Annotated in this window: 17 protein-coding genes; 12 read left to right on the forward strand and 5 right to left on the reverse strand. The window is 47.7% G+C overall.

Going from position 1 to position 25,306, the window contains the following annotated elements; all coding sequences use genetic code 11:
- Positions 1 to 19: 19 nt before the first annotated feature.
- The 4 genes from AC1HCU_RS01915 to AC1HCU_RS01930 all read right to left on the reverse strand — a co-directional run bounded on the left by AC1HCU_RS01915 (position 20) and on the right by AC1HCU_RS01930 (position 4,900).
- Positions 20 to 913 (reverse strand): AraC family transcriptional regulator, encoded by an 894-nt coding sequence (locus AC1HCU_RS01915; RefSeq protein WP_480368362.1) that lies wholly within the window; start codon positions 911 to 913, stop codon positions 20 to 22.
- A 165-nt stretch (positions 914 to 1,078) separates the two neighbouring features.
- Entirely contained in the window at positions 1,079 to 2,107 is a 1,029-nt protein-coding gene (gene rhaT / locus AC1HCU_RS01920) for an L-rhamnose/proton symporter RhaT (protein ID WP_480368365.1), read from the reverse strand.
- Positions 2,108 to 2,110: 3 nt separating this feature from the next.
- Entirely contained in the window at positions 2,111 to 3,376 is a 1,266-nt protein-coding gene (locus AC1HCU_RS01925) for an L-rhamnose isomerase (protein ID WP_480368368.1), read from the reverse strand.
- Positions 3,377 to 3,412: 36 nt separating this feature from the next.
- Positions 3,413 to 4,900 (reverse strand): rhamnulokinase, encoded by a 1,488-nt coding sequence (locus AC1HCU_RS01930; RefSeq protein WP_480368371.1) that lies wholly within the window; start codon positions 4,898 to 4,900, stop codon positions 3,413 to 3,415.
- Positions 4,901 to 5,336: 436 nt separating this feature from the next.
- Here AC1HCU_RS01930 and AC1HCU_RS01935 point away from each other — a divergent pair, with 436 nt between their 5' ends.
- The 7 genes from AC1HCU_RS01935 to AC1HCU_RS01965 all read left to right on the forward strand — a co-directional run bounded on the left by AC1HCU_RS01935 (position 5,337) and on the right by AC1HCU_RS01965 (position 16,608).
- Complete coding sequence (locus AC1HCU_RS01935; protein ID WP_480368373.1) at positions 5,337 to 6,665, forward strand: dihydrolipoamide acetyltransferase family protein; 1,329 nt, start codon at positions 5,337 to 5,339, stop codon at positions 6,663 to 6,665.
- A 23-nt stretch (positions 6,666 to 6,688) separates the two neighbouring features.
- Positions 6,689 to 8,044 (forward strand): dihydrolipoyl dehydrogenase, encoded by a 1,356-nt coding sequence (gene lpdA / locus AC1HCU_RS01940; RefSeq protein ID WP_480368376.1) that lies wholly within the window; start codon positions 6,689 to 6,691, stop codon positions 8,042 to 8,044.
- Positions 8,045 to 8,165: 121 nt separating this feature from the next.
- Positions 8,166 to 10,625 carry an alpha-ketoacid dehydrogenase subunit alpha/beta gene (locus AC1HCU_RS01945; protein WP_480368378.1) on the forward strand — a complete coding sequence of 820 codons (2,460 nt, stop codon included), beginning with the start codon at positions 8,166 to 8,168 and terminating at the stop codon, positions 10,623 to 10,625.
- Positions 10,626 to 10,708: 83 nt separating this feature from the next.
- A complete protein-coding gene (locus AC1HCU_RS01950) occupies positions 10,709 to 11,878 on the forward strand; it encodes a PHP domain-containing protein (protein WP_480368381.1) in 1,170 nt (389 codons plus the stop codon).
- Positions 11,879 to 11,888: 10 nt separating this feature from the next.
- On the forward strand, positions 11,889 to 13,847 hold the full coding sequence (locus AC1HCU_RS01955; protein ID WP_480368383.1) for an SDR family NAD(P)-dependent oxidoreductase: 1,959 nt from the start codon (positions 11,889 to 11,891) through the stop codon (positions 13,845 to 13,847).
- A 14-nt stretch (positions 13,848 to 13,861) separates the two neighbouring features.
- Positions 13,862 to 15,136 carry a zinc-binding dehydrogenase gene (locus tag AC1HCU_RS01960; protein ID WP_480368386.1) on the forward strand — a complete coding sequence of 425 codons (1,275 nt, stop codon included), beginning with the start codon at positions 13,862 to 13,864 and terminating at the stop codon, positions 15,134 to 15,136.
- Between the two features lie 173 nt (positions 15,137 to 15,309).
- Complete coding sequence (locus AC1HCU_RS01965) at positions 15,310 to 16,608, forward strand: class II aldolase/adducin family protein (RefSeq protein WP_480368389.1); 1,299 nt, start codon at positions 15,310 to 15,312, stop codon at positions 16,606 to 16,608.
- Between the two features lie 70 nt (positions 16,609 to 16,678).
- On the opposite strand, the gene AC1HCU_RS01970 is transcribed toward AC1HCU_RS01965, so the two are convergent.
- Complete coding sequence (locus AC1HCU_RS01970) at positions 16,679 to 17,461, reverse strand: AraC family transcriptional regulator (protein ID WP_480368391.1); 783 nt, start codon at positions 17,459 to 17,461, stop codon at positions 16,679 to 16,681.
- A gap of 252 nt (positions 17,462 to 17,713) precedes the next feature.
- On the opposite strand from AC1HCU_RS01970, the gene AC1HCU_RS01975 reads away from it, so the two are divergent.
- The 5 genes from AC1HCU_RS01975 to AC1HCU_RS01995 all read left to right on the forward strand — a co-directional run bounded on the left by AC1HCU_RS01975 (position 17,714) and on the right by AC1HCU_RS01995 (position 25,294).
- On the forward strand, positions 17,714 to 19,768 hold the full coding sequence (locus AC1HCU_RS01975; protein ID WP_480368393.1) for a DUF2264 domain-containing protein: 2,055 nt from the start codon (positions 17,714 to 17,716) through the stop codon (positions 19,766 to 19,768).
- 406 nt (positions 19,769 to 20,174) lie between these two features.
- On the forward strand, positions 20,175 to 21,434 hold the full coding sequence (locus tag AC1HCU_RS01980) for a DUF6807 domain-containing protein (protein WP_480368396.1): 1,260 nt from the start codon (positions 20,175 to 20,177) through the stop codon (positions 21,432 to 21,434).
- Positions 21,435 to 21,441: 7 nt separating this feature from the next.
- Positions 21,442 to 22,344 carry a DUF6807 domain-containing protein gene (locus tag AC1HCU_RS01985; RefSeq protein ID WP_480368398.1) on the forward strand — a complete coding sequence of 301 codons (903 nt, stop codon included), beginning with the start codon at positions 21,442 to 21,444 and terminating at the stop codon, positions 22,342 to 22,344.
- Positions 22,345 to 22,346: 2 nt separating this feature from the next.
- Entirely contained in the window at positions 22,347 to 23,723 is a 1,377-nt protein-coding gene (locus tag AC1HCU_RS01990) for a Gfo/Idh/MocA family protein (RefSeq protein WP_480368400.1), read from the forward strand.
- A 155-nt stretch (positions 23,724 to 23,878) separates the two neighbouring features.
- The gene (locus tag AC1HCU_RS01995; RefSeq protein WP_480368402.1) at positions 23,879 to 25,294 is read left to right on the forward strand and encodes a putative oxidoreductase C-terminal domain-containing protein; all 1,416 of its coding nucleotides are present in this window, start codon (positions 23,879 to 23,881) and stop codon (positions 25,292 to 25,294) included.
- The last annotated feature ends 12 nt before the right edge of the window (positions 25,295 to 25,306 follow it).

Genomic DNA, 25,306 nt, shown 5'->3' on the forward strand with positions numbered 1-25,306 from the left:
AAGTGCAATGGTGAGAAGGTTAAATGCGTCCCATGTTCCGGTATTCCATGGGAGTTAGTCCGACTCTTTTTTTAAAGAAGGAGAGAAAGTATTCATAGGAACTGAAATTTAACTCATAGGAAATCTCCTTGATAGAATGATTTGTTTCGGCCAGCAACTCTTTTGCTTTACGGAGCTTTAATTCCTGAAAATATTGCGCCGGCGCATATCCGGTATATTCTTTAAATACCTTTCTGAACAAGGAATAACTAATACCCAGATTGATAGCAATCTCTTTTATATCAATGTTTTTGTTGATGTTCTCGATCATGATGATTTTGGCACGTTCAATTTTCTGTGCCGATTCTCTCGATTCGAAGTTGATGTTCTGTGCCAGAGATAAGATGGTTCCCAGTATATTGAAAACAATGCCGGCAAGATATTGCTGGGTGGCTCCCTTATCTTCCTTTGCAACCCGTATGGCTGTTGAGAACAGGTTGACCAGATCTTCATTCACTCCCACATTAAGTATCTGATTGTGGGGAGAAATAAATCCGTTGGCAACAATAGTGTCGATGATTTTTCCTTCAAAGCCTATGTAATACTCGTTCCACCCGGTTTCTTTTTGTGGACAGTAAGTATGCCACTGCCCCGGGAAAAGAAGCATTATCTGCCCTTTGGAGATGCCTGTCTTTTTGGTGGAGGTCGAAGAAAAGGACCCCTTGCCTTTACTGATGTATACGATTTGATATTCCGATAAAATGCGCCCTTTCCCAGGTTTGAAATAATAGTTTTTGGGATGGTCGGTAGAGGGATATAAGGTATGCGGAGCAATAGGCTGAAAACCTACCGTATTGACAGTCATCCCGAATTTTTTGTCTTTGTCATTGACGAGAAGGTATTTAAAGTCAATGCCCAAATCGTTGTATCTCATGTTTTTTGTTTTAGGTTGGCATATCTTATTTCATTGAACGTGTAAATATACAAATAATATCAGAAAAAGCGCGATGCGGCTCATTTCATGCGCGGCATGACAGAGGATGCCGCATTGTACTGGAACATAAATCTTAGAATGAGATTGAGTTGTTGTAATATTTAATTAGAACAAATTGGGTATCACCAGTGAAAAAATCAATACGGCCATACCCAGAGCAAGGTAGATAACCGCTTTCTTGCCGGCTCCTTTCCACTCTCTGAGGATGATACCCCATACATTACTGAAAATAACATTCAGTGCCATGAGGATACTCCAGGAGAAGGCCATCATCACACTGTTGGGTTCAAAGAAACTCTGTCCCATTCCCAGTCCGAAGAACTGAGAGTACCAGAGTAACCCGGCCAGGGCGCAAAATAAAAGATTGTTTGTCAGCACAACTTTGGAGGAACGGCCTATTTCATCGCCGGTCTTATTCTTCCGGTTCATGTATAAACAGTAGACCAAGTTGGTGATGAACCCACCCACCGTCACCAGCAAGGTTACCGGATTCTGGGCAAAAAGATCTTTTGCTCCTGCTGTCACGGCTGCTTCTTTCACCGGTATGCCCGCACCCAGTCCCAGACTGAAACAGGCGCTCATCACTCCGGCAAATAAGGCAATCAGGAGTCCTTTCTTCAGGGCAAAATCCTTGATGGCTTTTCGTCGCTCTTCCTCCGACATGTTTTTTGAACGCAGGCTTCCGGCATAACCTACCAGGGCGATGCCAGCCAACGTTACCCCCACAGCGATTAACAGGATCACTCCTTTCGGTGAGAAGAGATCTGTTCCTGCCAGCATCGCAGGGATAAGTGTTCCAAAGGCGGCACAGGTACCCAATGCCACCGACTGCCCCAGTGCGATCCCCAGATAGCGCATGCTCAGTCCGAAGGTGAGCCCTCCTACACCCCAGAGCACACCGTAACCGATGGCTTTCAAGGCAGCTGCCGGATGGGTGGTGTAGATTCCGATCAATTCTGCCGGGGAGTTGGCGACGAGAGCGCCCAGCAAAGGAAAGAGAAGCCATGCGAAAGCTCCCTGGATTAACCAGAAGTTTTCCCAGGACCACTCCTTTATTTTATTGATGGGGACGTACGAGCTCGACTGGCCCATACTTCCCACAGCAATAATCAATAAACCGATAATGGTATTCATCGTTTACACTCTTTTGAAGATTATCTGCTCCCCGTACTCCTGGATCTCTTTGATATAGGCATCTCCCACGGGTACGCCCTGCTGCATGCAGTAGTAGTTGTACAGCGCATTCCAGGGCATTGCCTTCAGTTCCTCCAGATAAGCCATACGTTCGAACTTCTTGTCCTCTTTTTCAAAATCCCGCAGCTTGTCGGTCGGCTCCAGCAAAGCCTGTAACATGGCCTTCTGTGCAGAGCGTATACCCACCACGTAGGCGCCGATGCGGTTGATGGACGCATCGAAATAATCCAGTCCCATATGTATCCGATCCTTCTGTCCGGAGCGGACAATCTCCTGAGCAATAGCCAGCAATTCATCGTTAAGTATCACTACGTGGTCGCTGTCCCAGCGTTCCGGGCGACTTACATGTAAGTTTATTTCCGGAACAAACAACAATATGGAGGATAATTTGTCGGAAATAGTCTCGGTGGGATGGAAGTGTCCTGCATCCAATGTCAGCAGCATATTGTTCTTTACTGCATATCCCATATAAAACTCATGGGAACCCACTACATAGCTTTCACTTCCTATACCGAAAAGTTTACACTCCACACAATCCTTTAAATAGTTTGTGCTTATTTTTTCTGCCAGTACTTCATCAAGCGACTCCTGTAGCAGCTTTCTGTGTTCGTAGCGGGAAACCGTCTTGTCTTTTTCTCCATCCGGAATCCATATATTATGAATGCAGGGATCCCCCTGTTGGCGTCCTATCTCTGCCGCAATCTTTCTACAACGACGTAGATGCTCTTTCCAGAATTGCCGTATCTCCGGATCGAAGTCGGAAAGAGTATAACCGCTGTTTGCCTTGTCGTGTGAGAAGAAGGTGGAATTGAAATCGAGCTTCACTCCCTTCTCTCTGGCCCAGTCGATCCAGCTCTGGAAATGCCCGGGCTCAATCATGTCACGATCCACAAACTCACCACCAAAATTGCCATAGGTAGCATGCAGGCTGATACGGTGTTTTCCGGGAATCAGGGCAATCACCTTTTCAAGGTCTGTCCTTAATTCTTCTATGGTACGTGCTTTACCCGGATAGTTACCGGTAGTCTGTATACCTCCTGTCAGTTCCCCGTCGGGATTTTCAAATCCCGACACGTCATCGGCCTGCCAGCAATGGATCGAAATGGAGAGTTTGTCCAGTTGTTCAATCACCTTCGCTGCATCCACACCCAGTGAAGCATATTGTCCTTTTGCTTCCTCATACCCTTTTTTGATCTGTTCCCCGTTCATACATTTTTATGTTTATGGATTGATTCATCACATTTATTATCGGATATCCCGGAACACCTCCAGGTATCTCTGATATGGTTCCTGCCATTTTTCGGTTTCCAACGGCATGAAGGACTCCAGCTCCACCGAGTTGCGTACCATACGCCGCATGGTGCTTTTTTCGCTGACCAAGCCGGCCGCCTTGGCTTGCATCAGTAGATTTCCAATGGCTGTGGCCTCCGACGGCCCTGCCACGACGGGCAGACCGATGGCATTGGCCGTAAAAGTGTTGAGCATATTATTTTTGGATCCACCACCAATAATATGCAGTTTCTCTATAGGGAAAGTGGCGAGCTCCTGTAGATGTTGTAGTACCTGTTTGTAGCGCAGGGCCAGACTTTCATAGATACAACGTGCAATTTCACCGATTGCTTCAGGTACAAACTGTCCTGTCTGCCTGCAGTATTCCTGTATGGAAGCAATCATGGAGGCAGGACTCGCAAAGCAGGAGGCATCCGGATTGATGAAGCATTGAAATGGAGTAGCCTCCGCGGCTGCTCTCACAATGTCATCATATGTTACCGGGCCGTTCTTTTCCCATTCCTTTTTACATTGTTCAATCAGCCACATGCCGCAGATGTTTTTCAACAGACGGATGGAACCGTCGGCACCTCCCTCATTGGTGAAATTGAGTGCGAAGGTTTCCCCGTTGATCACAGGTTCGGCAGATTCAATACCCATCAGCGACCAGGTGCCGGAGCTCAGATATGCAAAATGGTCATTTACTGCCGGTACGGCTAGCACTGCAGAAGCAGTATCGTGCCCCGCCACGGCAATAACCGAAATGTTCTCCTGACCGGTGAGGCGTTGTACCGAAGGTGATATTTTTCCTATGGTAGTACCGGAGAATATGATGGGAGCAAACTTCTCTTTCGAGAGTTGGGCCACCCCGAGTAGACCGGCATCGAACTCTTTCGTACGCGGATTGACCATCTGGGATGTGGAGGCAATGGTATATTCGGTGACCATCTTTCCAGTCAGCAAATAGGAAAGCGCATCCGGCATAAAAAGTATTTTGTCAATGAGAGGATAAATGGATGAACCCTCCTCATACATCGTATGCAACTGAAACAATGAATTGAAGTTCATGATCTGAATACCCGTCTTCTCATATACCTTTTCTTTGGGTATCCTGGTGAAAAAACGCTCCGGTGCATCCTTTGTGTGGGAATCACGATAGCTGTATGGCATTCTTAGCGGTTCGCCGTCTGCCCCGAAACAGACCATATCCACACCCCAGGTATCAATCCCGATGGAGACAATGGAGTGACCACGCAGTTTGGTCTCCCGAAGGGAAACAACAATCTGATTGTATAAGTAGAACAGATCCCAATATAAACGGCCGTTTACTTCTATCATGGGGTTGGGAAAACGATGAATTTCATCCAACTCCAAACAGTCATTTTGAACTCTGCCCAACATGGCTCTACCGCTGCTGGCACCCAAATCGATTGCCAAAAAAGAGATTAATTTGTTTTCACTCATGACGAGGTTAAATATTTTTTTAAGATTGTTTACAAACATACAGTGTAAATCATGTTCTGCAAATGAAATAAATGATTTAATAACTATACTTTTTGATATTGTTTACAAAAATAATCAGAAATCGATGCGTTCCAACCTCCGCCGTTAGTAAGATATCAAAAATTACAGCTAAAATATCAATTATTAGAACGGGGTTCGTGACAAATTAAATACATTTGTCCATGTGAAAAAATCTGATGTAAGTTTCACAAGTTACAGAAAGACAGGTGATCTGTATGAGAAATCCTGACCATCATATATTGAGAACTTTGGTATGCTTTTGCAAGATATAAGTAAATGGCTCTTTTTTTTGAATTTTTATCAAATAAAAGTATCTTTGCATCAGCATAGTTCAGCACACTATGTATTGTTTCGAAAAAGCTTAAATCATTGATAAATGGCAACAATCATAATCATGCCTAAACAGGGACAATCTGTGGAGAGTTGTATCGTCACAACACTACACAAGAAAGCAGGTGATACCGTGAAAAAGGGAGAGGTCCTGTTCTCCTATGAGACGGACAAGGCCTCCTTTGAGGAGGAATCGCCGGTCGACGGTACGCTGCTGGCCTGTTTTTATGGCGAGGGCGACGAGGTACCGGTACTTGACAACATGATGATCATTGGTGAACCGGGTGAAGATATCTCCGTACTATCCGTTTCCGCCCCTGCAGAAAAAGAGGAGGAGGTTGTAACTGGGGAGCCCCTACCTGCTATTTCCCGTGACCACATTCCTGCCTTGGAAACGCAAACATCGCATGCCGGAAACCTGTTTATCTCACCCCGAGCAAAGAAACTGGCCGAAAAAAATGCGATTCCGCTCTCCCAGCTTACCGGCTCGGGCCCCAAAGGCCGGATTGTAGAGAAAGATATCATGACATATCTGACTGACCGTCCCAGAATGACGCCGCTGGCGAAGAAAGTGGCTGCCGAGGCAGGTCTCCAGCCGGAAACAAAGGGCACCGGGCTGGCGGGCAGAGCCCGTGCGTCCGACCTGTCAGCTCCGGAAAATGCCATTTGTGGTATGGATTATGAGGATAGAAAGCTGTCTCACATGCGCAGGTTGATTGCCAGATCTATGCATGCCTCGTTGCAGAACTCGGCGCAGCTCACCCACCATCTGGGTGCCGATGCACGCCGCATGCTGGAACTTCGGAAAAAGGCAAAGGCTGCACTGGAAGAAGGGCGCATGATGGCAAACATTACCTTGAACGATATGGTCTGTTTTGCGGTGATCAAAGCCTTGAAAAAATTCCCCGAAGTGAACACCCATTTTCTGGGTGATACCAAACGATATTTTCGTAAAGTACACCTCGGCCTGGCCGTGGATACGGAGAGAGGGTTGATGGTACCCGTATTGCGCAATGCCGATGACCTCTCCATTGCGGGACTCTCCGGTCAACTCGGCGAACTTGCGGTAGCCTGCCGCAGTGGCAGCGTGAATCCTGATATTCTCACATCGGAGGCTGCTACATTCACCGTCTCTAATCTAGGCAATTACGGGGTTGAAATGTTCACCCCGGTGATCAACCTGCCACAGTCGGCCATCCTTGGAGTGAACACGATCCTGCCCCGTCCCAAAGATCTGGGCAACGGTGTGTATGCGTTCGTGCCCCATATCGGGTTGAGTCTTACTTATGACCACCGTTCACTGGATGGCGGTGAAGCGACCCGTTTTCTTAAACAGATTGCCACTGAGATTGAAACGCTGGAAATAGAATTCTGAACGAAAAATTAATATTTGCAACTATGATAGATTTGTTGATTATTGGTGGCGGCCCTGCCGGGTATGTAGCGGCAGAGAGAGCCGGACACGCAGGATTGAAAGTGGTTTTATTCGAAAAAAAAGCAATGGGTGGCGTGTGTCTGAATGAAGGATGCATCCCCACGAAAACATTGCTCTATAGTGCCAAGATATATGAGAATGCCCTGCATGGGGATAAGTATGGTGTCTTAGGTGACAACATCCGTTTCGACTACGAGAAGATGATTTCTCGCAAGAAAAAAGTGGTTCGCAAGCTGGTCTCCGGTGTGGAAAGCAAAATGAAGTCGAACCAGGTCACCGTGGTAAAGGGAGAGGCTCTCATCGAAGGTCGTTCAGCGGAAGGCATCGAGGTGAGCTGCAACGGAGAGAAGTACAATGGGAAAAACCTGCTCGTCTGTACGGGATCGGAAGCCTCCGTGCCACCCATCCCGGGTTTACGGGAAGAGGAAGGAGTGGTGCTTACCAACCGGGAGATTCTGGAAATGACGGAGCGACCCGCCTCGCTTGTCGTGATTGGCGGGGGTGTGATCGGAATGGAGTTTGCCAGTTTCTACAATAGCCTGGGGACGAAAGTGACCGTGGTGGAGATGCTTCCGGAAATACTGGGTGGCCTGGACTTTGAAGTGTCGGCCATGCTGCGCGACATTTATACAAAAAAAGGAATTACATTCAACCTGAATGCAAAGGTAGTGCAGATTGCGGGCAACAAGGTTGTTTTTGAAAAAGGGGGTGAAACCCACAGTGTGGAAGGTGAAAAGATCCTGTTGAGCGTGGGCCGTCGTCCGGTTACACAGGGATTCGGTCTGGAAAACCTGGGGGTGGAACTGCTGCGTACCGGTATCAAGGTGGATGAAAAGATGCGTACCAATGTCCCCGGCGTGTTTGCCGCGGGCGATGTGACAGGTTTCTCGCTGCTGGCACATACGGCAAGCCGTGAGGGAGAGGTGGTGGTCAACAACCTCACCGGCCGCAACGACATCATGCGCTACAACGCCATTCCGGGCGTGGTCTATACCAACCCCGAGGTGGCCGGTGTGGGAGAAACCGAAGAGTCGGCCCGGGCAAAGGGCATCGCCTACAAGGTAGCCAGACTGCCCATGGCCTATGCAGGACGCTTCGTGGCCGAGAATGAGGGCGGCAATGGAGTGTGCAAGGTACTGGTAGGTGAAAAGCATGGCGAAGTGATTGGTGTGCATATGCTCGGCAATCCCTCCAGCGAGATCATCTATGGGGCCTGTATCGCCATCGAGCAGGAGATGACCCTGAAGGAGATGCAGGAGGTAGTTTTTCCACATCCTACTGTGAGTGAAATAATCAAAGAGGTAGTTTTTAATTTTTAGCTGCCAGTTATCAGCGATCAGCTTTTTAGGAGCAATGATTGAAACAGCAGCCGCTTGCAAGATAGTTCTTAGCAGTACAGGTAGTAATCGGTAAGTCAAATAATCAACAAATCAATATCCAATGCCCAAAGTTCAAAACATTGATCCGTCCGAAGTCCGTAAGGCGGGATTCGTAGAGTTTCAGCCCATCCCGGTCAACCGGTATCAAAAGAGCGTGAAAGAAGAGAAGGAGAATTTCACGAATGAAGAGTTCAAAGCCATCTATCATGACATGGTGCTGATCCGTGAGTTCGAAACCATGTTGAATCTTATCAAGACCAAGGGGGAGTATCACGGTACGTCATATAACCACCCCGGCCCGGCACACCTGTCCATCGGACAGGAGTCGGCAGCCGTAGGCATGGCCTGGACGCTGACGGTGGATGATTTTATCTTCGGCAGCCACCGTTCACATGGTGAGATCCTGGCCAAGGGTATGTCTGCCATCCACAAACTGGATGATACGCAGCTCACCGAAATCATGGAGACTTTCTTCGACGGCGCGGTTGTTGATATCGTGAAGAAGGATTTCAACGGGTCGGTCAAGGAGCTGGCCGAACGCTTTCTGGTATACGGTACGTTGGCCGAGATCTTTGCCCGCAAGACCGGATTCAACAGGGGCCTCGGCGGCTCCATGCACGCCTTCTTCACCCCCTTCGGTGTCTATCCCAACAATGCCATCGTAGGCGGATCGGGCGACATAGCCGTGGGTGCAGCACTCTACAAGAAGGTGAACCGCAAACCGGGACTGGTGGTGGCCAACATCGGCGACGCCTCCCTGGCATGCGGCCCGGTATGGGAGGGGATCAACTTTGCCGCGATGGACCAGTTCACCGAACTCTGGGAAGGAGAGATGAATGGCGGACTGCCGGTGATCATCAACATCATGAACAACCAATACGGCATGGGCGGCCAGACCGTGGGTGAGACCATGGGTTACGGCATTGCGGCCCGCATCGGTGCCGGCGTGAACGGCGAGCAGATGCATGCCGAACGGGTGGATGGTTACAACCCGCTGGCCGTGATCGATGCCTACAAACGCAAACGCATAGTGATTGAAGAAAAAAGAGGCCCGGTGCTGCTCGATGTGCTCACTTACCGTTACAGCGGCCACTCGCCCTCCGACGCTTCTTCCTACCGCACCAAGGAAGAGGTGGAGGCATGGGAAGCACAGGACTGCATCCGTAGCTACGGCGAGCAACTGCTCGAGGCTGAGGTGGTATCACAAGCCGATCTCGACCTGATATCGGATGATATCCGGAAACTGGTGAACGAGATGTTCCTGCTGGCTATCAATGATGAAATATCCCCACGCATGGACAATGCCGACATCATCGGTGAGATGATGTTCTCCAATGGTTCGGTCGACTCCTTCTCCGATGCAAAGCCGGATGTGCTGATGCCGATGGAGGAAAACCCGCGTGTGAAAAAGATTGCCAACAAGGAACGTTTTGCCTTTGATGCCGAAGGGAAACCTTACAGCAAGATGAAGCAGTACCAGCTGCGCGACGGCATCTTCGAGGCAATCATCGACCGTTTTTATAAAGACGCATCACTTGTCGCCTACGGTGAAGAGAACCGCGACTGGGGCGGGGCTTTTGCCGTGTATGGCGGACTGACCGAGGCGTTGCCTTATCACCGGCTCTTCAACTCACCCATTGCCGAGGCGTCCATCGTGGGTACTGCCATCGGCTACGCCATGTGCGGAGGCCGGGTGATTCCCGAGATCATGTACTGCGACTTCATTGGCAGGGCAGGAGACGAGATCTTCAACCAGCTGCCCAAATGGCAGGCCATGAGCGGCAACGTGTTGAAAATGCCCGTGGTGGTACGCGTTTCGGTGGGTTCCAAATATGGGGCACAGCACTCACAGGACTGGACCTCGCTGGTGGCACATATCCCGGGTATCAAGGTCTGCTTCCCGGTCACACCTTACGATGCCAAAGGTCTGATGAATGCGGCACTGCAGGGTACCGACCCGGTAATATTCTTCGAGAGCCAGCGTATCTATGATGTGGGAGAACAGTTCCACGACGGAGGTGTTCCTACAGGCTATTACGAAATTCCGCTGGGCGAACCCGATGTGAAGAAATCGGGGAAAGACATCACCTTCCTCACCGTCGGACATACACTCTACCCGGCATTAAAGGCAGCAAAAGAACTCGAGGAAAAATATGGTCTCAGCGCCGAGGTGATCGATGCCCGCTCGCTGGTGCCCTTCAACTATGAGCAGGTGATTGCGTCGGTAAAGAAAACCGGAAAGATCATTGTGGCCGGTGAAGCCACCAGCCGGGGATCCTTCCTGAACGACCTAGCTGCAAACATCGGACAGATGGCATTCGACTACCTCGATGCTCCCGTATGCGTACTGGGCTCCCGCAACTGGATCACCCCGGCGCATGAGCTGGAAGATGCCTTCTTCCCGCAACCCTCCTGGTTCCTGGATCTGATTCACGAACGGATTCAGCCGCTGAAAGGGTACATCCCCGGACAAAACTTTACCGACGGGGAGATGGTGAAACGGGCGAAAAAAGGAATTTGATAAAATGATTCGATGATTCGGTGATGTGATGATTAATCAACAAATCTGCTAATCAACTAATCTGCTAATCTGCTAATCAACTTATGATATTGAATGTAAATGCCCACTTACACACACCCTATTCTTTCAGTGCTTTTCGGGATATCGATGAAGCGCTGGACAGGGCAGTGACGGAAAATGTGCGTGTAGTCGGGATCAACGATTTTTACACTGTCAAGGGGTATGAAGCGTGGGCCGACGGCTGTCGCAAACGGAAACTCTATCCGCTGTTCGGGATCGAGTTTATCAGCCTGAATGAAGCGGATCAAAAAGCCGGTTTGCGGGTAAACGATCCTGCCAATCCCGGTCGCACCTACCTCAGCGGGAAAGGGATGTCGCATCCCTTCCGGTTGAGTGAACCGTATGCAACACTCCTCTCTTCGGTGCAGACCGAGTCGAACCGGCAGGTGGAGGCGATGTGTGCGAAGCTGAATGAGCACCTCCGGGAAAAGAAGGCATCCTTCACCCTCGATGTGGAGCAGATCAAACAGGATCTGACCAGTGGCTCACTCCGTGAACGCCATCTGGCCCGGGCACTGCGAATGAAAGTATATGAGACCTGTCACAATGAGGAGGCTGAGATACAATCGCTATTGACGAAGCTTTTCGGCGGAAAAGCAGTGAAGTCGTCGCTGGACGACATGGCAGCAGTGGAAAATGAGATTCGTGGCAACCTGCTGAAAGCCGGCGGTGCTGCGTTTGTACCCGAGCAAGCGACAGCCTTTCTCCCGATGGAGAAGGTGCAGGAACTAATTGTGGCAGCGGGGGGCATTCCCACCTATCCTTTTCTGGCGGACGATGCCCAGGGCAACTACACCGACTTTGAATCGGACCTGGAACGGGTAGCCGAACAGCTGACCGAAAGGGGGTTCCATTCGGTGGAATTTATCACCACCCGCAACAGCGTGGAGTTATTGGAGAGATATGCTGCCTATCTGCATGACCGGGGCTTTGTGGTTACCTTCGGCAGCGAACACAATACCCCCGCCATGGAGCCTGTCGAGCTGTTTGCCCGGCAGGGTGCACCCCTGACCGACAGGCTGAAGCAGATAAACTACGAGGGCGCCTGCCTGATCGCCGCACATCAGCATGTAGTTTCACAGGGACTGGCAGGTTATGTGGATGCCCATGGGAATGCAGACCGTTCAAAAAGAGATGAATTTGTGACGTTGGGTGATGCACTTATCAAGAATGAACTGGGCGTAAACCGGTAAAGAGCATAAAATGAAGGAAATTCAACAACTGATAGAGGTATCGCAATTCTATGGCTGCGACAATCGTTTTGTAATTGCCGGTGGCGGAAACACCTCCTACAAGAACCACGAAAAAATATGGGTGAAGGCAAGCGGTTCATCGCTCGCCACCATCACCGAAGCGGGATTTGCCGTGCTCGACAGGGCAAAACTGAACCCGATGTCGGAAAAAATATATAGCAGTGATCCCGATGAACGCGAAGAACAGGTCAAAAACGATCTGGCCGCGGCCACACTCACGAAAGGAAAACGTCCCTCGGTGGAGACCTCGATGCACAATGTGATCGACTATCCTTTCGTGGTACATCTGCACCCGACAGCGGTGAACGGACTGATGTGCGCGCAGGATGCCGAAGTCCTATTGAAAAGGTTGTTTGGAGACAAAACACTTTACGTGGAATATACCGATCCCGGATATCTGTTGTTCAAAAAGGTGTATGACCGCATCAAAGCCTACCGGGCATCCTACGGAGAGGAGCCGAAGGTGATCTGGCTGCAGAACCACGGTATCTTTGTGGCTGCCGACACCATAGAGGAGATCAAATCAATTTATGCCGATATACTGGATCAACTGGAAGGAGCCGTAACAAACCTGTTATCTTCGGAGAAAGGGGAATCCACCCACAACGTGGCTGAGACGCTCCCCGCAGTGCGGATGATGCTCTCCGGGGACGGATTGAAAACGCTGCGGGTACGCAACAATGCGCTGATTGCGTACTACAACCGTACAGATAATCAGCAGGATATATCCAGACCGTTTACGCCGGATGCAATCGTCTATTGTAAATCAAACTATCTCTTCCTGCAGGAAGAAGCACCCGATAAGATTCTCTCCGAAGCAAGGAAGGAGATTGCCGCCTTTACCAAAAAATTCGGTTATCAACCTAAGGTGTTGCTGATCAAGGGAATCGGATTGGTTGCCGTGGGTGACAATGCCAGCCAGTGCGACATCATCCTCGATGTATTCGAAGATGCGATGAAAGTAGCCTGGTTAACCCGGTCATTTGGCGGCCCGCACCCGATGACCAGGGAGCAGATCGATTTTATCGACAACTGGGAGGTGGAGAACTATCGCCGCAGCGTGGCTGCAGGCGGATCCAAAGGACGTGCCGAGAACAGGACCATCATCATCACAGGTGCCGCACAGGGTTTCGGCGAAGGCATCGGCCGATGCCTCCTGCCGGAAGGGGCCAACATTGTGGTGGCCGACCTGAATGAAGAGGCGGGCAGGGCCACGGCAGCCGACTTTAACCGGAATACGAGAAGCAACCAGACCCTTTTCGTAAAGACAAACGTGGCGGATATCGCCAGCCTGGAGAATCTTGTCCGGGAAACGGTTTGTGCGTTCGGCGCCATCGACTGTTTCATCAGCAATGCGGGTGTGCTGCGGGCAGGCGGACTGGAAGAGATGACACCGGAAAATTTTGATTTTGTCACCCGCATCAATTACAACGCTTACTTTTACGCCACCAAGGTGGTCAGCCGGGTGATGAAGCTGCAAACAAAACATGCCCCGGAGAATTATTTTGCCGACATTATCCAGATCAACTCCAAATCGGGTCTGCAGGGAAGCAAAGCCAATTTTGCCTATGCAGGCGGAAAGTTCGGCGGCATCGGCCTCACACAGTCCTTCGCGCTGGAGCTGGCTCCCTTCCGCATCAAGGTGAATGCCATCTGTCCGGGGAACTTCTATGAAGGGCCCCTCTGGAGCGATCCCGAAAACGGACTCTTCGTGCAGTACCTGAAGGCAGGAAAAGTGCCCGGTGCCAAAACAGTGGAGGATGTGAAAGCGTTCTACCTGTCAAAAGTGCCCATGGGCAAGGGATGTACCCCGTCCGATGTGACCAGGGGGGTGCTCTACCTGATGGAGCAGTGCGGCGAAACAGGGCAGGCACTCCCCATCACGGGTGGACAAGTGATGTTGAATTAATTAATACAGTAAATATGAAAACAAGAGCAGTAAGGTTATACGGGAAGAAAGACCTTCGTTTGGAGGAGTTTGAGTTGCCTCCGATCGGGGAGGATGAGATCCTGGCCAGAGTAGTCTCCGACTCACTCTGTATGTCTTCCTACAAGGCATCGTCTCAAGGCTCGGATCATAAGCGTATTCCTGACGATATAGCGGAAAATCCCATCATCATCGGTCATGAGTTTGCCGGTGAATTGTTGGAGGTGGGTGATAAATGGGCACACAAGTTCAAAGAAGGTGACAAGTTCTCCATCCAGACCGCGTTATATTACGAAGATGGCCCTGTGGGGATACTAAGCGCTCCCGGGTACAGTTATAAATATATTGGAGGTGATGCCACTCATGTGATCATCCCCAACGAGGTGATGGAAAAAGATTGCCTGCTTATCTATCGTGGCGAAGGGTATTACCCCGCTTCGCTGGCCGAACCGCTCTCCTGCGTAATTGGCGCCATGCATGCCAACTACCATACCACACCGGGAAGTTATGTTCACAAGATGGAAATTGTGGATGGCGGAAAAATGGCGATTCTGGCCGGGGTGGGGCCCATGGGACTGGCAGCTATCAATTATGTACTGCACAGGGAGGATCGTAAACCTTCGTTGCTGGTGGTGACCGACGTAGACCAGGCCAGACTCGATCGAGCGGCCTCCATTTATACCGTCGATTTTGCCGTCTCACGGGGAATCGACCTGCATTATGTCAATACCGGCGATGTAGAGGATCCTGTAAAAGAGCTGAGAGCCATCAGTGGCAATACAGGTTACGACGATGTCTTCGTTTTCGCTCCGGTGAGACCGGTGGTGGAGCAGGGGGATGCTATCCTGGCATTTGATGGTTGCCTCAACTTCTTTGCCGGACCCGGCGATCCCCACTTTAGCGCAATGTTCAATTTCTATAACGTACATTATGCCTATACGCACATTGTGGGGACCAGCGGGGGGAATAACGACGACATGGTGGAGGCGCTCAACATCATGGGGAAAGGACTAGACCCGGCCGGACTGATTACTCATATCGGCGGGCTGGATGCAGTGGCGGAAGCGACCAACAACCTGCCTCATATACCGGGTGGTAAGAAACTTATATATACCCATATCGATTTGCCGCTGACACCAATTGCCGACTTTGAAAAACTTGGGGAGTCCAGCGAACTGTTCCGTGAACTGGCACTTATCTGCAACAAGAACAAGGGGTTGTGGAACGTGGAGGCAGAAACGTTTCTGCTGAATTATTATCATAAGTTATAACCAAGAGTAGTTTTCTGATTATAAACATGTTGACTGCCTGATGTTCGTCGATTGCTCCGAAAGAACTGACTGCCGACTGTTGACAACTGATTACTGAAATACAAATCGCTGCCCGTTCAAGCTTGCTCCGAAAGGGCTGGAAGCTGATGATTGACAGATGAATGCTAAAAAATATGAAACAATTGGATGTAAACTTAATGCACCCGGTGGAACAGATCAACGTGATCATCGGACGGATTTATAAAAGCGGTATGACCACCACTTCTGGTGGCAACATTTCCATCAGGGACAAGAACGGCGATATCTGGATCACACCTTCGGGAGTGGACAAAGGATCACTTACCGTGAAGGATATCATGCAGGTGAAAAAAGACGGAACCCTGATTGGACCACACAAACCTTCTTCGGAGTTGCCTTTTCATAAAGCGATCTACGAAGCACGGCCCGAGCTTACGGCTATTATCCACGCCCATCCTCCTGCACTGGTCGCTTTCAGTATTGCTGGCATTGTTCCAGACACAAAGATTGTTCCTCAGGCACACAATATCTGTGGCGACATAGGCTTTGCACCCTATGGAACTCCCGGAAGTGAGGACCTGGGGGAGAAGATAGCCTCTGAGTTCAAAGACAAACGCTATAAGGCCGTGATCATGGAAAATCACGGAGTGGTACTGGGTGGTGCCGACATGATGGATGCCTATCAGCGATTTGAGACACTGGAGTTCTGCTGCCGCACAATCGTCAATGCAAAGCGACTGGGCAATGTGAACTACCTGTCTGACGAACAGGTATCGCAATATGTACATCACCTGCCGACCAATGTGCCTCATTTCATGGATATTGAACATCCTTCAGAGGAGAGAGCCATCCGGACCGGGATGGTTAACATCATTCGCAGGGCATGTGACCAGGGACTGATGATCTCAACCTATGGAACAGTCTCCGTTCGCTGGAAGAACAACGACTTTCTGATTACACCCAGCAATATTGCCCGGTGGGATATTGTGCCCAGCGATATCGTACAGATCAAAAATGGAATGGCGGAAGCCGGTAAAACACCCAGCCGTTCCGTGGCGCTGCATCAACGTATCTATCAGTTAAATCCCCACATCAATTCCATCATCTGTACCCAGCCGGTGAACCTGATGGCACATGCGGTAAGCGGTTCAAAATTCGATGTGCGTACTATTCCCGAAAGTTGGATCTTCCTGCAGGATGTTCCTTCCATTCCTTTCGGATTGATTTACAATGATGTAGATAGTGTGTCAAGAATGTTCCAAAAGAACCGGGTCGTATTGGTGGAGAATGACAGCATTTTTGTGACAGGCGATAAGCTTCTCAATACATTCGATTACCTGGAGGTAGCCGAGTTCTCGGCCAACTCCCTGGTGATGGCAGCCTCCATCGGACCTCTGCAGCCTATTGGCAATGAAGAGATTGAGGACCTGCGTATTGCGTTTAATGTGAAATGATCAAATGAATAATTTGCATAAATTAAGTAATAAAATATACAAAAATAATCGATCTAACTATCAGAGAATATCACTGATTGCGGTGGTCGAGTAATGAAGATCTGTTAAATTCATTCATGTATTCTGTGGGAGAGTATTTCGTTATTTCTTTGAATTGCCGGTTGAAATTCGAAATATTATTGAATCCACATTCATAGCAGATTTCCGTAATTGAAAGCCGTTTTTCCTGTAATAATTTGCAGGCGTAACTGATACGCAACGAATTGATATAACGGGTACAGGTTTTACCGGTTTTTTCATGAAAAAACCGACAGAAAGCACTTTGATTCATTCCTGCAACCCCTGCAATTTCTTTTAAAGTCAATTGTCGATTGTATTCCCTTTTTATAAATGAAAGTACCTTTACAAGTCGCGTATCGGCTTCGATAAATTCCGAAGTAGATTCAGAATCCTCCTGATTCAGAAGCGTATAATGTTGAGAATTGCTCATCAAGGACAAGATATGGAGACACTCCAGCAGCAAGGGAAATCCTTTCAGTTTTAACGCTCTCAGAATATGATTCCTTAAACTCTGATTAAACTGTTTATGGAAATATACACCTCGTTTAGCTCTTATCAACAGATTCTTGATCTTATTTAATTCAGGGTATTGACTGATTCCATGGCTGAAAAATTCTTTGGAAAATTGAATAGTGACAGCATGTACCCTCAGGTCGGGACAGTTCTTGTAATATTCTGGATCGCTACGGTACATATGCGGCACCGAACTCCCCAGAAGTACCAGATCACCTTCGGAATAGGGTTCAATACTATTTCCGACAAACCTTGTGCCAGTGCTTTTTATAATATACACAATTTCATATTCATCATGAAAGTGCAAAGGAAATTTGAAATAATCGTAATCGCACCATTTAATCTTAACTGGCGACCCAGTATCTAGATTCAGGTTTTCATGCATTATTCGATTCATAATATCCGTTCAAATCTATTTCGCAAATATAGTATAAACTATTGCAAAAATACAGTTTGTTCAAATTTAAAAAGTGTATTTAATTTGTAAAAAAAACACAACATCTCAAGCATTAATCATTTATTCTTATTAAAAATGAAAAAAAAGTTTGAAATAACCGATCCTGACTTGGAATTGAGTCCTCTAACAGGTATGACAAGAAAGCATTATATCGAATGTGCAAAATATCTTCTGGAAGGAGCTTTTTCCCATGTTGACTCGCTAGACCAGCATATGAGTTTTCCAAAAGTTCCGGGTAAGACTTATCCTCAACCGAATGCGCCCGAATGGCGTTATCGCGCGGCTGATTTTGAAGCTTTGGAACGTACTTTTACACTTGCCGGTCCTTTGATTCACATTGATCCCGAGACTACTGTTAAAGGAATTAATTTAAGAGAATATTATAGTTTGCAGTTTTATAGATCTTTTACTCGCGGTAATCCCAATTCAATACCTCTGCCAGAGGAACTGCCCGACTCAAATTACCAGTTTACCTGTGAGTTTGGAGGGTTGTTTAAAACCTTGCTTCTAATGCCGGATACGATCTGGACAGGATATACGGAAGGACAGAAAAATGAAATGGTTGAATGCATTTCAAAATGGGCGCACCATCGGACCACACAAAATAACTGGCGTATATTTAATATCATCACCCTTTCATTTTTAAAGAAATATGGTTATGAAATTGATGATGAGCTATTAAAGAATCATTTGCTATGGGTGGCCTCTTACCATTCGGGCAACGGATGGTATCTGGAGCAGACTTATAATTACTATTCCATAAGTCTTTTCATTGTCTATACTACGATCTGGAACAGAACGTTCGGAGACGAATATTATCCGGAAATAGGCGAAATAATAGAAAGATCCGCCCAGAAGCTGATGGAATCTTTACCAAGCTTTTTTGGGCGTGATGGCTACATAAATATGTGGTCGCGCAGCATCTGTTACAGGACTTGGGTATCCGGTGCCTTTTCTGCGGCTTTCATGTTAAAAAATACAGATCTTCTGGATCCTGGTTGGGCCAGGAGGCTTTGCTCGGGTTCATTACTGCAGTTTGTAACCCGTGAAGATTTTTACTATAATGAAATACCCAGCCTTGGGTTTTATGGAAAAAAAGAATATATGGTACAGAATTACAGCTGTTCTGGAAGCCCATTTTTGATGTTTTTGCCGTTTATTTGTCTGGCTCTTCCTGAGGATTCTCCGTTTTGGACCGTCAAAGAAAATGACGGTTTTTGGGAGTTGCTTGCCGGTAAGTCCAAGAAAGTAGTACTGGACAATCCGGGTCTTGTGTTGATAAACCATGGAAAAACAGGTACTTCCGAGATTATTCCCGGTAAGGTGTACTACGATGATCCCAACTATTCCAAATTATCCTACAATACCCATTTTCCTTGGGAAGATCATAATCCCGATGGAGGAACCGCTATGGAGTATGGTTTCCGCAGCCTTGATCCCAGGGATTTAAGAGGCGACGATGTCAATTTCTATCTTACCGGGCAGATGTTGGATAACGATGCGCAGGAAAATCAGAAGTTTACCATTTCTCAAAGTATGCTATACAATGGAGTGGTTGATGATGTGCTCTATCGTCAGGCTATCATGCGAAAACCTCCCAACAACGGTGTCGGTTACATTATTGACCTGGCAGAGATCACTATTCCGGGGGGAGTTATCCGGGTAGATCGTACCCGTTTGGCCTTTGAGTATGAAATCACCCTTGGACATTACGGATTACCTCACATAAACGGAAGGGAGGCTATTGTTGATCGGTTTGAAGATGGATGCAGAAAGGTAATTACCGCGACAATTCCAGGACGGAGTCTGGCTTTAATTGCCTATAAAGGTTGGGATCAACTTGAAAGCGTTGTGCATTCAAACCGGAATGCCGAAGCTGATGAAAGCACGGTAATATTTGCCCGGAAAAAGCGTCTGGATAAAAATCCTCCTATGGAATTACTGATCACGGTCATGCTACATAAAATGGATGACAGTGCATGGACTCCTGAAGAATTGAACCCAATAAAGAAGATAGAGATCGCGGAAGTGACGGTTAACTATTCCACATTGGGGGCAAGTATAACCTTATCCGATAACCGTACATATAAAGTCGATTTTAAAGATATCGATGGACGAAGGAGATGTTGAGAAGGATGGTCTGTTTTTGTAACCATATCTGGTTGAGTGTCTTTATAGTGAGATAGTTTTACGCTGGTTTCACGTGTGCTGCGCATGGCACCGACTCGCATGTATAAATAATAATCGTGTCGCTCATAATTACTGAATTGCAATGTGTAGATGATACCGGTTTTTATAACCGATACAGTTACTCCAAGGAGAATCAATGTTTCTTTTTTTTATTGCTTTTTTAACACAAGTTAAATCAGTGCATGCAAATATAGTATCGGTGTTTACAAAATAATAGGTAGTGTTTAACTTTTGTACTCCCTACTTTTGTAAAGTAGGTGTTCGTTTTAAAAATCACTAATAGTCCTAATTTCAAAGTGATTATATACATCACAGCTACGAGAGGAATTGCCTAAATTGATTAAAAATGAAAAGCGTTATTTGTATTTTAATATCATTGATCGGGACTCAGTTGTTCGCTCAGAAACTGGCCAGTTTCACGATAAAAACTGACAAGGAATATGTGAATGCTCCCTTTTCATTTCCTCTTGATAATATTAATTATGATGCCGATAGTCTTCAACTGAATGTATATGAAATTACTAAATCGGGTAAAAGATTTATACCGAGTCAATTGGAGGGAGGACATACGGCCCGCCTCTGGTTTTTATTGGAAGGTATTTCCCAAAAAAACGGTACCAGAAAGTTTACTATTGAGTTGACCGATAAAAAAATGGCAGGTGATCGGAATCTTCAGGTACTGCTTCGTAAGGCGGACGGAAATCTTACCCTTTGTGCAGGAAAGAGTCCAATACTTAGTTACCGGTATGCAATGATGTATCCGCCGGAAGGAGTGGATGGCCTGTTTAAGCGTTCGGGGTTCATTCATCCGCTGTGGTCTCCCCGGGGGGAGGTGTTGTCTCGGGTTCAGCCGCCAGATCATTATCATCATTACGGTATCTGGGGGCCGTGGACTATGACTCATATTGGCGACAGGGAAGTAGATTTTTGGAATTTGAACAAAGGTCAGGGCACCGTAAAGTTTGCCGGTTTTATATCCGAAACAATCGGTGATGTTTTTTCCGGATTCAAGGCATTGCAACAACATATCGATTTCGGGGCGAAAGGGGAGGATCAGGTCGCGATGAATGAAGTGTTGGATGTGAGGGTATGGAATACCGGTAACGGTGTCTGGATGATTGATTATACCACATCCCTCAGCACACCCTTGGAGAATGGTATTACGCTTGATGCCTACAGGTATGGGGGAGGAATAGGTTACAGGGCTACAGAAAAATGGACAAAAGAGAACTGTACGGTATTAACCTCGGAAGGCAAAACAAGGATCGATGCGGATGGCAGTAACGCGCGCTGGTGTATTGTGGAGGGGGAATCGAAAACTCCGGAGGGCCGATCGGGTATACTGTTTTTAAGTCACCCTTCCAACCGCGCCCATCCTGAGCCCATGCGCGTATGGCCGCTGGATGGTAATGGAGGCAGGGGAGATATGTTTTTTGAATTCACTCCCATTCGGCATCAATCGTGGAAGTTGAAAAATGGAAATGAGTACGTATTGAAGTACCGGATGATCGTGTTCGACGGTTCGCTTGACAAAGTAACGGCCGAGAAGTATTGGAACAGTTTTTCCAGAGCACCTGAAATTGAAATTCAGAAAAATAGTAAATAGATAAATCATGAAAAAAATTGCACATTTTATTTTATGCACGGTCTTTTTTTGCCATGCTGCTTTTCCTCAGTCGAAAGTAACGGCGGAGAGATTGGGTGATAAGATTGACATCAAGATTGATGGGAACCTTTTTACCAGTTACATTCTCTCTGATTTTGAGAAATATCCGTTTTTTTACCCGGTAAATGGCCCATCGAAGGCATCCGTGACCTCTATGCGTAATGCAAATTATCCCCATCACAGTTCACTCTTTTTTGGCTGTGACAGAGTCAATGGAGGTAATTACTGGCAGGAGGGTATTGAAAGAGGCCAGATAATTTCTTTGCGGGCAGATATTATTGAGTCGGGATCGGAAAGGGTAGCTATTGAGAATGAATGCATCTGGAGGCGACCCGGCGCCGATGCCCCCATCAAGGACAAACGAACCATCATTGTATCGGCTCCGTCGAAAGATAAATTTCAGATTGACTTCGATATCACAATGGAGATGCTGATGGACGTGGTGATCGAAAAAACGAATCATTCTCTTTTTAGCGGACGGATTGATCCTGATCTGGCAGTGACCAACGGGGGTACAATGATCAATGCCGAAGGAGACACGGGTGAGAAGGACACCTTTGGAAAACGTTCGCCGTGGATTGATTGTCATGGAAAAAGGTTGGGTAAAACAGAAGGGATTGCCATTTTACAGCACCCCTCCAATGCGTGGTATCCTGCGCCGTGGTTTACGCGCGATTATGGTTTCTTTTCTCCCACACCCATGTACTGGCCTAAGGATGATAAAAGTACGCCGTTGAAAAAAGGAGAGTTGATCCGGCTCCGATATAGGGTAATTGTTCATGAAGGCAATCACATTGAGGCGGGTATCGCGCGTGAATTCCAAAAATATGCATCAGAAAAAAATAATTAAACATGAGACGAAGAGTATTTATAAAGCAAGCAACGGCCACGGCAGTAGGGGCAGTTGTATTCCCTACCATTGTTCCCTCGTCGGTATTCGGTAAGAATGCGCCGAGCAACAAGATCAATATCGGACAGATAGGATTTGGTAGGATCGCACGCGATCATGATGTGGCTGAAACCATCAAATATGATCAGGCTCAGTTTATCGCCGTGTGCGATGTAGATAAAAAGCGCCTTTTGGACGGTAAGAAGTTTATCGACGATTATTATGCGAAGAAAACGGGCAGCAGCAAATACTCGAATGTCCGCATGTATGATGATTACCAGGAGATGTTGTTGAACAAGGACATCGATGCTGTGATCATCAGTACGCCTGATCATCAGCATGCAGAACCTGCAGCCCGGGCCGCCTTGGCCAAAAAAGACATCTACCTGCAAAAACCCACCTCGCTGACGGTGCACGAGGGCCGGTTCTTGAGTGATATTGTCAGGAAGCAAGGTGTTATCCTTCAGGTAGGCACCCAGCAGCGCTCCTCGCCGCAATTCAGGATCGCAGCGGAATTGGTCAGGAACGGAAGAATAGGTAAGCTGCACACGGTGAAAATCGGTTTGCCGGGAGACCCGTCCGGACCCGAAGCGGCTCAGATGCCCATTCCCGAGAATCTGAACTACGACATGTGGCTTGGTTCGACGCCCGAAGTGTATTACACGGAGATACGCGTGCATCCCCAGGACAATTATGGCCGTCCGGGCTGGTTGCGGTGTGAGCAATTCGGCTCTGGCATGATCACTGGCTGGGGTCAGCACCATTTCGATTCTGCCGCATGGGGAATGAATACGGAATACACGGGTCCAGTTTCCGTTGAAGCGGTGGCCCAGTTCCCCAAGTCGGGATTGTGGAACGTGCACGGCGATTTTATGGTGAAGGCCGAATATGCAAATGGAGTTACCATGTACACCAGCGGCGGATATACGAACGGTATCCGGTATGAAGGTACGCAGGGTTGGATCTTTGTCTCACGAGGGAGTTACATGGCTTCAGCCAGCGATCCAGTAGATAAGGAGAAGAGTGCGAGAGCGTTGGACGCGAGCGACCCGAAGATTCTCACTTCCGAAATAAAGGAACATGAGATTCACCTGTATCGAAGCGATAACCAGCACGGCAACTGGTTGGATTGCATCAAAACAAGGAAAGAACCGATTTCTCCGGTGGAGATCGGCCATCGTGCCTGTACCGTATGTCTGATCAGCCACATCGCCATGAAGGTGCCGGGCAGGTTAGAGTGGGATCCCAACACCGAGAAATTCAGAAACAGTGAAGCGGCCAACTCGATGCTAAAGCGGTCGCAACGGTATCCCTATGGTACTGATTATATCAAGGTTTGAGGTGAAAACCTGATCGATGACTGATGGCTATTGCATCAGTCGGCATATAATTGGAAACGATCACATGCAAGATCTGATCACAAAGGTTGACCAATGAATTTATGACTCCCTTCGAATAAGTCTTTTTAATAAAAATACATTCAAAAACCCGATTGATGAAAAATCTATTACATACTTTCACGCCGATTCTTATCATGCTTTTCATTTTGTCATGCAATACCCAAAAAGAGAAAAAAGAATCGAAGCCATCGTTTACCGGCAGAGATGGGGAAATTGAACTGGTAGTATTGGATCCGGGCCATTTTCATGCAAGCCTGTTGCAAAAGTTTCCGCAGAAACAGGTGAACGATACTGTATGGGTATATGCGCCCGAGGGTGATGAGCTGAACCAGTATATGAAGAGCATCGAGGGGTATAACCGGCGTTCCGATGATCCTACCCGTTGGCATGAAATGGTTTGTGCGGGTGAGGATTATCTTGAGCGGATGATCGAGGAGAAAAAAGGAAATGTAGTGATCCTTGCCGGTAACAACGGAAAGAAAACCGGTTATATTGCCAAGTCGATCAATGCCGGCTACAATGTCCTTTCAGACAAGCCGATGGCCATCAACAAGGAAGGATTCAAACTGCTGGAGGCTGCATTCGATAGCGCCCGCGCGCAGGATGTATATCTCTATGATGTGATGACCGAACGCTACGAGATACTGAACACCCTCACGCGTGAGCTCATCAACAACAGAGAACTGTTTGGTGAACTCCGGGACGGCACTCCTGATGATCCTTCTGTTGTCATGGAAAACGTACATCATTTCTATAAACAGGTTTCGGGGAATGTACTGGTCCGTCCCGCGTGGTTCTATGATGTGGAACAGCAGGGCGAAGGGATGGTGGATGTGGCCACTCATCTGGTCGATTTGATTCACTGGCAGTGCTTCCCGGATTCCACCATCGATTACCGCAATGATGTGCAGATAACTTCAGCCAGCCATTGGCCCACAACATTGACGTTGGATGATTTCACACGCTCCACTCAATTAGAGGCCTTCCCCGATTTTCTCACCAAGTATGTCAAAGATGGCAGGCTGGATGTGTACAGCAACGGCAGGATCAACTATCGGGTGAAAGGAAAGAACATCCAAGTTACCGCACTTTGGAATTATGAAGCCCCGGAAGGAGGGGGTGATGCATACAGTGCCTTGATCAAAGGGACGCGCGCCAGCGTAGAAATTGTACAGAATAAAGAGGAGAACTATATCAAGCAATTGTATATCGATAAAGATCAAGCTGTTGATGGGAAAGTCTTCGAATTGGCATTGAGTGAGATGGTTTCCGAACTGCAAAAAACCTATCCTTATCTGTCTGTACAACGAATTACGGATGAGCGGTATCAAATTATTGTTCCCGTAGAAAACAGAAAGGGACACGAAGATTATTTTGGAATGGTAGCTGCAAAATATTTCGGCTATCTAGTGAATCGGGATTTACCCGAATGGGAGGTATCCAATATGTTGGCCAAGTATTATATCACCACCACTGCGTTGGAAATGGCAAAAAAGAATTCCACGCCTTAATCTTTTAAATGA

It is taken from the genome of Proteiniphilum sp. LBM24028 (assembly GCF_056629195.1).